The sequence below is a fragment of the Paenibacillus sp. JZ16 genome, assembly GCF_015326965.1.
Lineage (GTDB): Bacteria > Bacillota > Bacilli > Paenibacillales > Paenibacillaceae > Paenibacillus_AQ.
The window spans coordinates 4,263,360-4,278,488 of record NZ_CP017659.1 but is presented as its reverse complement, the minus strand read 5'-3'; the positions used below and the strand labels follow the sequence as shown (position 1 = coordinate 4,278,488).

3 protein-coding genes and 1 riboswitch are annotated in these 15,129 nt (G+C 44.3%); all 3 genes read left to right on the top strand.

The features are described from left to right. Positions 1–97: 97 nt before the first annotated feature. The 3 genes from BJP58_RS19405 (at position 98) to BJP58_RS19395 (ending at position 15,006) form a co-directional block, all read left to right on the top strand. Complete coding sequence (locus BJP58_RS19405) at positions 98–6,172, top strand: CehA/McbA family metallohydrolase (protein WP_194540226.1); 6,075 nt, start codon at positions 98–100, stop codon at positions 6,170–6,172. 614 nt (positions 6,173–6,786) lie between these two features. Beyond that, positions 6,787–6,874: riboswitch (cyclic di-GMP riboswitch) on the top strand. Between the two features lie 242 nt (positions 6,875–7,116). Then, positions 7,117–13,887: a DUF8202 domain-containing protein gene (locus BJP58_RS19400; protein WP_194540225.1), complete on the top strand. Its 6,771-nt coding sequence runs from the start codon at positions 7,117–7,119 to the stop codon at positions 13,885–13,887. A 372-nt stretch (positions 13,888–14,259) separates the two neighbouring features. Next, entirely contained in the window at positions 14,260–15,006 is a 747-nt protein-coding gene (locus BJP58_RS19395; protein WP_233354697.1) for a LytTR family transcriptional regulator DNA-binding domain-containing protein, read from the top strand. Positions 15,007–15,129 lie beyond the last annotated feature (123 nt).

Genomic DNA, 15,129 nt, shown 5'->3' with positions numbered 1-15,129 from the left:
ATGAACAGCCTTCAGACTGCATTTTTTGGTTAGGGGCTGTTTGTCTATCAGTCAGACACCTGTATTACCATTAAGCCGAAAAAGGAGAGGATTTTGATTGAAGTCCCAAAGAAGAAGTCTGCCTTTTATTGTGATGGCTTGTTTTATAGCGGGGGTTATTAGTCTTTGTTACGGCATTAATGTATCCGCGTCTTCAGATAAAGAAGAAGGTGTTTCTCAAAAAGAGAGGGCTAAGTACTCAGGAGCTTCACTCTTCAAAGGTCACATGCATTCCCATACATCTCTCAGTGATGGGATATTGTTGCCCAATGATGCTTACGATTTTGTGAAGGCTAATACAGACTTTGATTTTTTTGCAGTGACTGAACACGACGTGACTTATGACATCAGTACGGGCAGTGATTTTATTACGAATGTTCAAGACTCTTATTCAAAAGAATACAAGCTGCTGCATGAGCAATCCGATGCTCACAATCGTGATAACGAATTTATTACGCTGCCTGGTACGGAGGTGACCTGGTATGATGAATCGGGTCATATCAACCTATTTAATGCCCCATGGTTTGCAAGAACACATGGAGTAGGCGCGGATGGCACTTGGGGCTGGAGCGACATCAAATATGATTTGCCAACCTTTTACGCAAGACTTGCCCAAGATCCTCATGCGATTGCTCAGTTTAATCATCCACGCTTGTCAGGCAATTGGAGTTTCAATGAATTTAAACATTATAACCGAGACGTTGACAGAAACCTTAATATGATCGAATACAAATCCTCCAATGATTTTGCAGTCTATACCAAGGCATTAGATCAAGGCTGGCATGTTTCTCCTGTGTTTGGCGGAGACGAGCACAAAGGAAATTGGGGGATGGTTCAGCCCCATGTGACCGGTATGTGGGGAGATAACCTTACAAGAGAAGGTCTTTACGAGGCGATGCGAAACCATCGCACCTATGTATCATTTGATCGGAACCTAGAAATGGCAGTTTCCGCAAAAGGTCAGATGATGGGGGCGATCCTTCCGGCCGATACAAAAGAAATCAATCTTTTCGTACGCATGAATGACCCTGATGCTAACGATGTTTTGGATAAAGTCGTTATTTACAAAAACAGCGGAGAAGTTCTCAAGGAGTACCGCAGCATTGCCAGTAATAAATTTGAAAAGGAAGTAACCTTAGCAACTAAAGATGGGGATTATTTCATCGTTAGAGCTTTTCAAGCAGACGGTGAAGAAGCTGTAAGTGCCCCAATTTGGATTGGTGATGAAACGAGGGGCACGGTGCACGCGCCTGAAATTACGGTACATGGGCAATATCCGGACACCATTAAGCTTGGGGACCAAGTAGAAGTGCTGGGCGCTTCGGCGACGGATCATCGCGGTCAATCTTTATCGGTGGAAGCCATCGTTTTAAATGATAAAGGAGAAGTAGCCGTTCTAAATCAGCATTTCAAGGTCGATATGTATGGAGACTATTTCATTAAGTATGTAGCGACCGACGCTCAAGGAAATACGCGTGTTGAACTTATTCGATTGCTTGTTGATCAACAAAATCTGGACGCTGATAACATTTTAAATGAATTCCAACCCATTGTTAATGTTGGTGAGAATGAACGTGAAGTAGGAGTAAATCTAGTAACGGATAAGGCGTTAGAAACGTCGTATGTTCAGTATAAACCGGAGTCAGTGGCAACATGGGACGATGCTGAAGTGGTACAAGCGGAAGTCTCTTATTTTCAAGCCGCCTATGGTGATACGTATGACAAGAGTAACTATCGCGTTCTTGCAGCCCATGAAGCGAAGGTAACTGATCTCGACTTAGGGACTACGTATGACTATCGGTATGGGATGTCACCGACTGGACCTTGGAGCAGCAGTTATAGCTTCAGGACCGCGCCAGCTTCAGAGGAAGCCGTTATGTATGTGATGGGGGATCTTGGAGTTCCGGATCGAAATCCGGAAAGCTTCCAGCTCTTTAAAAATATGCTAGACGTTTTGCAGGAGAAAAATTCAAACGGACAGACGGTGATCCAAGTAGGAGACTTGGTCGAGAACGGCGGCAATATGTATGCTTGGGATGATGTGTTTAACCATATTTACAACCATGATATGGGGCTGGTTTCTGCTCACATTGTCGGGGACCGTGAACGTGCGACAGAGCGGAAGCTCGTGCCGTTCTCCGGGTTTTTCAACCTGCCGAAGAACGGTGAAGGCAGTTACCGGGAAACGAATTATTCGTTTGATTATGGCGATATGCACGTCGCTGTTCTGAATTCCGTGCTGGATTTTGACAAGCAGCTGTCATGGCTGGAAAAAGATTTGCGGGCAACGGACAAGAAGTGGAAAATCGTTATGGGGCATTATCCTTATTATGGCGGTCAATCCGGCGATGAGACCGGTATGGACATGATGAGAGTGAAATTGTCTCAAGCATTTGAACGCCTTGGCGTTAGTTTGTATATTGGTGGTCATGATCATGTGTATAAACGGACAACCATACGAGATGGTGTAAAGGATATATCGGAAGAAGCGATGAATTTAGGAACAACTTTTGTGACCGTTGGTTCATCAGGTCCAACGTTCTTTGATAACAAATCATTTGACTGGGATCATATCGTTTATGATGAAAATAAGCAGACGGGTGTTATTTTAGAATCAAACGATCAATCGCTCACCTTGAAAGCTTACAACAGCGACGGTGTTGAGATTGATTCATTTACGATTAAACAACCTGCTAATTATTTGGAATTAACGAGCGCAATTGTGGAAAATAACGTCTTGAAGGGCGTTGGGGTCTTGAATTACCCGAGCTCGCGTGAACGTGTCACCGTGATCGGGGAAAAGCGGGATCATACAGGTGAACAGCTGTTGGAAACAGTTATTCAAGAAGCAACGCTAGAACATCTCGGACGAGAACAAATCATCTTATTTGATAACCCTCTTGCATTTGGCGATGAACATACGATCGTCGTAAGATTGGTTAATAATCCAATCGATCAAGAGCCGTTAACAGACCCGTTCATAGCGAAAGAAGGAATGCTGGGCGATGGTTCGGAAGGCAATCCATATCAAATCAAAAGTGCCAGTGGACTTTATAAAATGCATGAATTCCCGGACAAACATTTTATTTTAGACCGGGACATTGATGGGAAGGGCGTGTTTTTCGAAGCGATTGGCGCAAATGGCGCTCCATTTACGGGTACGTTTGATGGGCAAGGGCATACGATTACAGACGTTATGATCTCCTCAGGCGGCGCAGGTCTCTTTGCCATTAATGAAGGAATTATTCGAAATGTAGGAATCATCCATGCAGACATTGATGTTCGCCGGAGCAATGTTGGAATCCTGGTGGATCAGAATGATGGAATCGTGGAATATGCCTACAGTACCGGAGCTATTCGAGGCAATTCTACAGTTGGCGGTCTTGTGGGCTACTCAAACGGTATCGTTAGAAACAGTTATTCAACAGCTCGAGTTAATGCACGGGGCAAGCAAGCCGGCGGCATGATCGGGATTACGAATCGGGGGAGTATAACCGAACAGGTCTATGCCATGGGAGCCGTAATAGCAGAAGAATCCAATGCTGGCGGCATCAGCGGATACGGTTATAACAATACGGTCATTCAAAATAGTATGGCATTAAATCCATCGATTGTTACAGGTACGGCATCGAATCGAATTGTCGGCAGAGTGTTAGCTGGGGATAAGGCAACTTTAGTCAATAATTACGCCGATGAAAATATGTTTGTTAGCAGTGAGAACGTTACGGTCCCTGATCCAAACAATGAAAAAGGACAGGGGGTGGGTGCAGAAGCATTCACGAAGCCAGCTTTTTTCATGGAGACCCTTGGTTGGGACTTTGATTCGATCTGGATCTGGAATGAAGATGCCAAGCGTCCATTACTGCAAAGTAATTTGGAACAAATTAACGAAAACCATATTCCAAAGCCGAAGCTTGATCGGAATGAAGATGGGTACTACATCATCCGTTCGGTTAGTGAATTAAAGACCATTTCAGAATTTCCAAATGAAAATTATATATTGGAAAACGATCTTGATTTTGAAGGGCAGCTTTTTGATCCCCTATTTAAGGGGACGCCTTTCCTTGGCATATTTGATGGAAATAATAAATCCTTAACCAATTTCAAATCAGAAAATGGCGGCTTATTTCATCTCAATGGCGGAACGATTAAAAACATAGCCATGGTTAATGCACGCGTTACTGGCGGAAGTAATATCGGTATACTCGTTAACACGAACAACGGAACGGTAGAGAATAGTTATGTAACGGGCTCAATCGAAGGCTCCAGCACCGTGGGCGGTCTGGCGGGCTATTCCAATGGCATCGTGCGAAACAGCTATTCTACAGCAGATGTAACGGCCCAGTTGAACCAGGCTGGCGGCTTGATCGGCATTACAAACTCAGGCAGTTTAACGGAAAACGTGTATGCATCTGGAGCCGTTCGGGCGCTTAGAAGTAATGCAGGCGGAGTGACTGGCTACGGCTATAATGATACGGTTGTTAAAAACGTGATTGCTCTCAATCCTTCAGTCGTAACGCCGACGATGGCGAACCGTGTGGTGGGACGAGTGCTTGCGGGGCATACCGCAACGCTTGAGAATAATTATGCGTTTGATGGCATGATGGTGGATGTAGAAGGCGAAAGTATTGCCGCTGCTGACAACAGAAAAGGTTTAGGGCTATCCCAGCAACAGGTTGAAGATTCCAATACGTATATCCATATATTGAAATGGGATTTTGAGTCGGTTTGGATGTGGAATGATGCTTTAAAGCGTCCGGTTTTGAACAGTAATCCCGAAGAGGCAAGCGAGCCTGTCGTGCCTTTAGAAAGAAATGAAGCAGGTTATTACAGAATCAAATCCATTGCTGATTTGAACGTTATGGAAAACTTCCCGGCGGAAAAGTATATGTTGGACCATGATATGGATTACGCCGGACAACCGGCTGAGTCGCTTTTTAAAGTGGTTTCGTTCACCGGTGTTTTGGATGGCGACGGGAAGAAAATAGTTAATTTTCATTCTTCGAGCGGCGGCTTATTCCATCTTAATGGCGGAGTGATTAAAAATATAGCCATGATCGATGCCAGCGTCACTGGCGGAAGCAGAATAGGCATACTCGTCAACACGAACAATGGCGAGGTAGAGAATAGCCTCTCAACAGGCTCTATTACAGGCTCCAGCACAGTCGGCGGTCTAGTAGGCTATTCTAATGGTATCGTAAGAAACAGCTATTCAACCGCGGATGTAACCGCTCAGGTAAGTCAGGCCGGCGGCCTAATCGGAATTACGAACTCGGGCAGCCTAACAGAAAACGTGTATGCGTCTGGAACCGTTCGAGCGATGACGAGCAATGCGGGCGGAGTGACTGGATACGGATACAATGATACAGTCGTCAGAAATGTCATTGCCCTGGGCCCTTCGGTTACGGCGCCAACGATGGCAAACCGGGTGATGGGACGAGTTCTTGCGGGACACACCGCTACGCTCGAAAATAATTATGCATTTGACGGCATGATAGTGAATAAAGAAGGTGTAGCTGAAGGAGCATTAACAACCCTTAAAGGATTAGGCCTATCTGAAACTGAAATAAAGACTCCATCTACCTATACAGACAGATTAGGGTGGGACTTTAACACGATTTGGAGATGGGACGGTATGGCTAAACGACCTGTATTACAATCGGTATCAGCAGGCGACAATGACGAACCGGTTACACTGACTGAGATTGAGCTCGAGGGGCCGGTTGTACTGGTCGTTGGAGAGAATGCCCAAACGGTGACTACCGCAGTGTACAGCGATGGAAGCCGTGAAAAGGTGGAGGCAAACGTCATCTATACAAGCAGTGATCCAACTATAGCGGAGATCAGCGCTAGCGGTGTAGTAACGGTGAAATCGGAAGGAACCGTACTCATCAAGGCAGAGTATGAGGGCTTGATTGCATCCTATGAGCTAACCTTGACTCAGAAGCAAATCGAGATGGAGGGGGTCACCCAAGGCGTGGATGCAGAAGCCGCGCTTCCGTTCACATCTTCGGCCTTTGTCGGAATGGGGGAGTGGTGGATTGCGAACCGGATGCCGCACCCTCCTGGACGCCCTGAAGGGGCGGTCGTTTCAAGCGATAACGAGCTTCTCGTATCCGTGTCGAAGACATAATGAAATAGAGGCTGCTCCACCTGTGAAGTGACCCTAAATGGTTAGATATCATAGGTATTGGGCAGTTTAATGAAATGAGTCCGGTAATTATGCCGGGCTCATTTTCTTTATATGTCCGCAAGTGATTTATATTGGTCGATAAACCTGGCCGGTTCCGGTTCCAACCGTATTTATGGTGTTGGATCAGAACCCTGCTATAAGTAAAGAAAAGTTTGTCGGTCGCTTACATTTAAAGAAATTTTATCGGAATAGCTGCCCCTTTTATACCACAGAAAAGGGTCAGTCTACTGGCATTACAGCTTCATTTTGTTAGTATTCATCTTTCAAGTCCCTGGCTTGTAAAGTTTTTGTATAGAAGTGAATGATACAATTCGCGAGGGTAGAGAACCCTCAGGTGAAGATACTTTTTGCATACTTAAGACTCTATCTATAACAAGCATATTCAGGATATGTTCAGAATTGCCACATATAATGTCAAAAGAAGCTACCAAAGCACTATATTAGACATAATTTGATAAAATACAACAAACATAAGACCTGAGTACCTTGTATTTTTATGAAAAAAGAATCAAAATTTAAGTAGTTTTGTTACCAAGTATTACATAATAAAGCTCGTACGATAAGAGCAAACCTGTTGAAAAGCGGGGACGCAAAGCTATAGGGGCTAATGGTTCTATTGACCTATGCCAGCCAGCTGCCGAAAACGACGGAAACCTCCGTCTATTGGCGTTCGCCTTTGGAAGGAGTTTTTTTATTTTAGTCATTCTATTGAAGGAGTCCGATGCTGTGAACGACTGGCAGTAAGCCTCTTACAGGTTTTCTGAGTCGAATACTAGCTCTTATGACCCTGACATAGCAGTTGAAAAAGTAGTGAAAAAGAGGTGGAAATGGGCCGTCACTACGGTGAAAATGGAAAACTTCACACAAGAAAGGAATGGATCTAAATGCTAAGCAACAACATTAATTTGCGGAAAATTGGAGTTATGTTTCTGATTTTTACCCTTGTCTTCACGGGACTTGGGGTAAGCTCAGGAATGCCAGTCAGCTATGCTGCTTCTTCGGAAGTTTATGTATCCAGCGGTGGTGATGACCAAAACGATGGAATAACTGAGTCGACTCCGTTCGCTTCCCTGCAGAAAGCCTATAAAGAGGTTAATGACGGGGGAACGATATACCTCCTGGACGACGTTATACTGAAGGATGGCGTTGATGTAATTGTTGCAATAAATGAAGCCAAGCATGTTACGATTGCCACTGCCCCTAATGCCAATAACACCGTGATGATTAAACGTGGCAAGCCAAGCGGCAAAGTACTCTTTCAACTAACTAATATGAGCCAGATAACATTAAGTAATATTATCATTGACGGCAACTCCGAGGAAATGGGAGGGGCGATCGATGGAAGATTATTTAATGTCTATGGTGGTTCAAAACTGATTATTGGAGAAGGTGCTGTTTTACAAAACAGTTTTTCACAACATCAAGGAAGTGCGATATACACCAGAGACGCCGGTTCTATTGTAGAAATGAATGATGGAGAAATTAAAGGCAATAAACGTTCTTTGATTGGTGCGGCAATTTTTGTCGATCCTGGAGCACAATTTATTATGACCGGTGGCCACATTACAAATAATATCGGCGGAGGCGTTGAGTCTCGCGGCGGTGAGATCGTCCTTTCGGGTGAAGCCAATATCACCGGGAATACATTTAACGGAAAAGAAGTAAACGTTAACCTGGCAAATTATAAAGCTCTAATTCTAAACGGTGCATTTACGGGGAAGGCAGGCGTTACCACCCAGAGCATGACATCGGGAACACAATTTGGACGTGTAACAGAAGAAGGTATGGGCAGTGTCGAGAATTTGATTGCCGACTCTGGCTCTCTTCTTGCAAGTTATGATGCAAATAAGAATTTGGTATGGCGAGCATTCAAGAATGACTTGAGCAAACCGAGTACCGACGGCGAGGTAATGGGGAAAAAGCCGACGCTGACCGGGGTAACAGAACCTTTTGCGAATGTAAAGATTGAAATCGTTAGTGCAGCAGACCAGTCTATCATCGTTTCTGAAGAGGTAACCGCTGATGAGAACGGGAACTGGGAGTTTCCAGTTGCTAATGCCTTGACTATAGGTGCATATACGATCAATGTTACAGCTAATAAAAATAATACACAGTCGGGGACTGTGACTAGACAATTTGAAGTTTTATCGGATGTTTACGTATCCAGTGGAGGCAGTGACACCTCAGGTGATGGAACCCGAAACCATCCTTACGCAACATTGTACAAAGCCTATCAAGAGGTGAATGACGGGGGAACGATATATGTCTTGGACAATATCGATTTGTCGGTCGATGGCAACTTAAAGTACCTTCATCTTAATGAAGAAAAGAGTGTTACGATCTCTACGGCTTCTGGCGTAAATACCGCTGTGATTCAGCGTGGCTCGACAAAGGGTGCGGCAACCGGTGAGCCGGGAGCAGATAAAGACACACTTATTTATCTTGAGAAGGGCCAGCTTACATTAAATAATATTATCATTGATGCCAAGGGTAATGTAGGTTCCTTCACTGGAAGAATAATGAATGTCTACAATAATTCAAAGCTGATTATTGAAGAAGGGACTATTTTACGTAACAGTTATTCCGAATTTGGAGGAAGCGCAATATATATCAGACATAATACCGTAGGATCGAAACCGGTTGTAGAAATGAAAGGTGGAGAAATTCGCGGTAATAAATTGACTAAAGACTCAGGTACGGTATTGATTGCTGAAGATGCGACGTTCACTATGACTGGAGGTACAATCACTGACAATAGTGGTGGTGGAGTTAGTACCAACACGAATACGTCTAAGTTCAATCTTTCTGGTACAGCACAGATAACGGGGAATAGAGGAGTGAACCAACAAACTGAGCTAAACGTTAATTTACAAGGTAGTACGTTCCTTACTCTATCCGATGATTTTACCGGAGAAGCGGGTATTACCGCGGTAGCACGTATGAATGTAGGAAATAAGTTTGGGGAAGCAGCGAGAGCTGGCTTGACAGGGTTGGAGAATCTCTATTCCGATAACGGCCAACTTTTTGCAAGTTATGGTGTAGGTAATAATAACTTGGTATGGAAAGAGAAAGCGGTAACTACAACTGCTCCTGGCGGGGTGGGAGTAAATGATGGATTGATATCATGGGTAGATGTAGGCAAGAGCGCTAAGCCTGAGAATGGCCAGGTTACCGAGTTACAAGATTTGGCCATTAATGAAATATGGGACCGAAATGAAACCGACAGAATTATTCCATATAGCGCTAATGCTGTGAACTATAATCCCGCTATTCAGGTGACTTCGGCTACTACCTATTTCAAAAAAGCTTCTGTAGGTACTACACAGGACACAGAACGGGAAGTGTTCTCAGTTCAAGCAAGTAGCAATTTTGGTGGATTTCCTTGGGACTTAGGCGGTAAATATGGCGCGTCTTCTGCATATGGGAATGGAACCGGGAATCTGATTCGCACCTATTTTGGATCCGATTCGTCTAAAGAAATTGATGTCACAGGATATGACTTGAAGAAGACACGAGTTATGAATATATGGAGTGCAGTAGACTCTGGGAATCCTAATAAAGATCAATGGTCTTTTGCTTTAGATGGAAAACAGTTATATCCAATTAACGGTACTGGAGATGAACATAAAGTTAATTTTACTCTTGCTGCTGGTGGTAAAGTATACATCGGTGCAGGTCACTATAGCCGGTTTAACGGCTCCATCTCCGAAGTAATTGTATTCAACAAAAAATTAAGTGAGACTGAGCGCCATAAGGTTAACAGCTACCTCGCCTTAAAGTATGGTCTGACTTTGAAAGATGCAAATGGCCAACTGATCGATTATGTCACGAGTAATCATGATGCAGGGCAAACATCTACGATGTGGACTGCAGCTAATAATCAAGGCTATGGTAACCGTATCACCGGAATCGGGCGTGACGATATGGGGGCATTGAATCAGAAACAATCGAAGTCTCAAGATAACGGCGCCAACGTAACGATTTCATTAGGAGATACGGTAGCAAATTCTAATGAAGAGAATGCCGGAAAAATTGCTAACGACAAATCATTTTTTGTTTTTAGCGATAATGGGGCTGGGACGGAGTTCATTAGTCCAATCGATAAAGGCAATGAAAGTCTAAAGCATACTGCGCGCATTCACAAAGTGGAGAAGACCAACTGGGCAGACAAAGAGGCAGTAACAGGGTTACCTGTTCAGATTACATTGCAAGTAGATAAAGTAGAAACAGCTGAACAATGGCCTTTATATTTAGTTGTCAGTGCAGACAATCAATTCGATTATCAAGACAAGTTCTACGAGTTAGTTGACGGTAAAGCAACGCTTAGCAGTGAAGATTTTAATAATGGATCATACTTCACGATTGCAGCGCCAGCCCCACAACTGATAAGTGCTAAACTTGATCAAGCTACAGCAGATAGTAATCAAATTGTCTTCACTTTTGATCAAGATGTAGTGCTAACCGATTCAACTGGTTTCTTAATTGAAATGGATGGTGCAGTGGTACCGATTGATCAGGTTAGTATTAAAGTTGATCCGGTTGACACCACAAAACTGATTATTACATTACCATCCGGAACAGACATTGCTGGCAAAAAGGTAACTGTATCCTATAGCGGAAACGGGAACTTGAAGGGGACTAACGGAGTTCCTGTAGATGCTTTTGACAAGGAAATAACAAAGCTAGCGAAGCCTAATGCTCAATTGAATGGGGATATGCTATCCTGGGCCCCTATAGACCATGCAGATGAGTATGAAGTAACGGTGAAGTTAAGTGACGGCACCATTATTACTACCGAAGCCGTAAATGGAACTGAGCTCGATTTGTCGACATTGGGACTGCAACCCGGCAGCTATGATGTAACGGTAACGGCGAAGTCGAATAACGATGCCTATGTGGATTCGGAAGCGTCAGATTCAGTAACATATACCGTATCGACAAAGGTTAATACAACAGAATTACAGAACAAAATTAACGAAGCCGGCACGCTCGACGAGAAAGATTACACCCCTGAAAGTTGGGCTAATCTGGAGCATGAGCTTACCGAAGCCAACAACGTTCTGAACGATCCAAATGCTACACAGGATCAAGTAGATGCAGCTGTTACAAAGTTGACCGAGGCGATAAATAATCTGGAGAAGATTAAGGTCGACAAAACTGCTCTTGAAGATAAAGTAAACGAAGCCGGCACGCTCGACGAGAAAGATTATACCCCTGAAAGCTGGGCTAATCTGGAGCGCGAGCTTACCGAAGCCAACAACGTTCTGAACGATCCAAATGCTACGCAGGATCAAGTAGATGCAGCTGTTAGAAAGTTGACCGAAGCGCTAGATAATCTGGAGAAGATTAAGGTCGACAAAACTGCTCTAGAAGCGAAGGTAACCGAATCAGGTAAGCTTGACGAGAAAGATTACACCCCTGAAAGCTGGGCTAATCTGGAGCGCGAGCTTACCGAAGCCACCAACGTTCTGAACGATCCAAGTGCAACTCAAGACCAAGTAGATGCAGCTGTTAGAAAGTTGACCGAGGCAATAGATAATCTGGAGAATATTAAGGTCGACAAAACTGCTCTTGAAGCGAAGATAACCGAAGCAGGCACGCTTGATGGGAAAGATTACACCCCTGAAAGCTGGGCTAATCTGGAGCGCGAGCTTACCGAAGCCAACAACGTTCTGAACGATCCAAATGCTACGCAGGATCAAGTAGATGCAGCTGTTAGAAAGTTGACCGAAGCGCTAGATAATCTGGAGAAGATTAAGGTCGACAAAACTGCTCTTGAAGCGAAGATAACCGAAGCAGGCACGCTTGATGGGAAAGATTACACCCCTGAAAGCTGGGCTAATCTGGAGCGCGAGCTTACCGAAGCCAACAACGTTCTGAACGATCCAAATGCTACGCAGGATCAAGTAGATCAGGCGCTGGCCGAGTTACAAAAGGCGCTAGATGATCTCGTTGTAACGAACGGAGAACTAGAGGAACTGAACCTCGTTGGTTTAACAAATGGCGGCAATCGGGATATCGAGTTAACTCCACCATTTGACCCGAACCAAAACAAAACCTATTACGGAACGGTAACGAATGACGTATACGGCATCAGCCTGAATCCAGTGGCGAAGTATCCGGACGATACTCAGGTTAAAATCATTGTGAACGATATAGAGTATCCTGCCGATCAGTGGAATAAGCTGCCGCTTAAAGAAGGTGAGAATAAGATCAAAGTCGGCGTCTATGACAAAGCTGGTAAGCTGATCAACGAGTATACCTATATCATCGATCGTGAGAAAGCTTCCGGTAACGACAACTCCGGCGGTGGCAACAATGGTGGTAGCAATAATGGTGGCGGTAACTCTGACCCAGTTAGTCCAACAACTTCACCGACTCCACCAACAACGGACAACACGGCGAAACCGGGGAACATCGTAATAACCATTAACGGTTCAAATGTATCGTTCGCTTCGGGCACGGTAAACGGTGGTCAAGCGACGGTTACGATCGATAAGGACAAACTGTCCGGTATTCTTGCAGACGGTAAAGGACATAAACTCGGCATTAGCGTACCGGGTAACGGCGATGTTGAAGTTCGAGGATTGACGGTTGAAGATCTGAAGAAGCTTTCTGATACCGGCTCCAGCTTGGATATTGAAGATGTGCTGGCGATTTATCCGGTTCCTGCAGGACAGCTCGATGTGAACGCGATTAGCAAGCAGTTCGGCAATGCTCCGATCAGCGACATTGCGGCAAACATCAAGATCAAACGTTCTAGCGATGAGTTGGCTAAGTTTGCCCGCGAGAAGGCAGCTCAAGGCGGTTATGAACTGCTTGTGCATCCGGTCGACCTCGATTTGGCCTTTGTGCATGACGGAAAAACGGATAGAACGGGATTATTGAACGGCTATGCGCCAAAATACATCGCAATTCCGGAAGGCGTAGATCCGAACCGGATTACGACAGGCGTTATCGTTAATCCGGACGGCAGCGTATTCCATGTACCGACGGTCGTAACAAAGGTCAATAACCGTTACTTCGCACTCATCAATGATCTTCGCAGCAGCGGCACTTACTCGGTCATCTGGAATCCTCAGGATTTCGAGGATGTAAAATCCCATTGGGGCAAACAGGATGTCAACAACATTGCCGCAAGACTGAGTCTGAAAGGCAACGGTAATAATACATTCTCGCCGAATCGTTATGTCACGCGCTCGGAATTTGCTGAGATTGTCGTGTTGGGCCTAGGCTTAATGCGTCAGGATGCATCGCAGGCTAAATTCTCTGATGTACCGGCCTCAATATGGTATAAGGACGCTGTATCCATTGCGAATGAATTTGATATCGTTCGTGGTTATAATGACAGCAATTTCAAAGGCGGTCTGCAAATTACGAGAGAGCAAGGTTTTGCTATGATTGCTCGTGCATATCGTTTGATTCAATCCGAAGATGTGCCAAATCAGGAGCAGATTGCTACTACGCTGGCACAATATACGGATGGGGCCAATGTAGCGCCTTGGGCAAAGGCAGATGTAACCCAATTGATCGATGCGGGAATTATTCAAGGCAACGGACCGGAAGCTCTTAGTCCGAAAGCGCAAATGACACGTGCCGAGGTAACCGCACTGATCGCAAGAATGCTGAAAGTGACCAACCTGATCGATAAATAATGGAGTAACGTATAAACAACCATTGATGACGTGGAGTCGTCGATGGTTGTTTTTTCATTTATTTTTAATTATGCATATTGGACCTCAGGTGGTTGCCTATGCATGGTTGATATCTATGACAAAAAAGTGTCCTAACATTATAATTGTTATATATCCTATTACGGTACTGACCGGGAGGGCGGCATGCAATTTCAACCAATCTATGATGATGGGAAATTACTTCTACCGAAGATCGAATTAAATATGACATCGAACCAATCGATCGGCATTATAACGGACTTGAAGCGAAAGCAACTTTTGATGAATCAATTGACGCATCATTCCCAATATTATTTGTTTGGAGCTGGGCAAAACGAGTATGCTCGTTTAACGGTGGAAGAGCTGATCGCTTTTTTAATCCGTGTAACGGAGAGGAATGACCGTGTCGTTCTGTTAATGGATTATTTTGCTTTAAAAGAAGAGCGGAAGGTAAAAATCAAGGATTTAAGCTCATCGAAAAGGATGTACGTGACATTGCTGCGTGTCTTTTTTGCGCATCAGCCTACGATTGTATTGGAGGAACCTTACTTTTACTTGGAAGAAGAAGATCGTCGTCATTTTAAACGAATTTTGGATGACCTGTCGAAAGAGAAGCAGATTTTGATTTTAACTTCGAATTTAGAGGATGCCATGATTTCCTGTGACGCCATTTATCGATTGAACGAGCTCGGATTTCATCCATTGGATATTCGGGACTCGGAAGATGATAAGCAGGAAGCACAGGAACAAGATCGGGCCAATATCACCTTGCAGAAGATTTATACGAAAAAAAATGACAAGGTGATTTTATTTGATCCTCCTGAAGTCGATTACATAGAAAGTATGGATGGTTCGATCCTTGTGCATGTAGGTGGAGAAAATTATGTCTGTGCTTTGACGCTAACCGAGCTCGAGCAGAGATTGTTAAATTTCGGATTTTTTAGATGTCATCGATCCTACATCGTTAATCTGCAAAAAGTAAGAGAGATTATCACATGGACGAAGAATAGCTACAGCTTGCGTTTAAATACGGGTCAAGATGCCGTAGTCCCGTTATCTCGTTCAAAGTTGCAAGAGTTAAAAGCGCTTCTCAACATTTAGTTTCAGGGAAAATGGCGAACCATTCAAGCATTAAGCGGTACAATTCAGGCGTTAACAGCTACATTTCGGCGGATCTTGATGGCTGGAGATATGAGATCCCTATATACTTAAGCGAACAACTTA

Coding starts and splice junctions, on each gene's coding strand:
- BJP58_RS19400 (WP_194540225.1), top strand. CDS start 7,117: ATGCTAAGCAACAACATTAATTTGCGGAAAATTGGAGTTATGTTTCTG.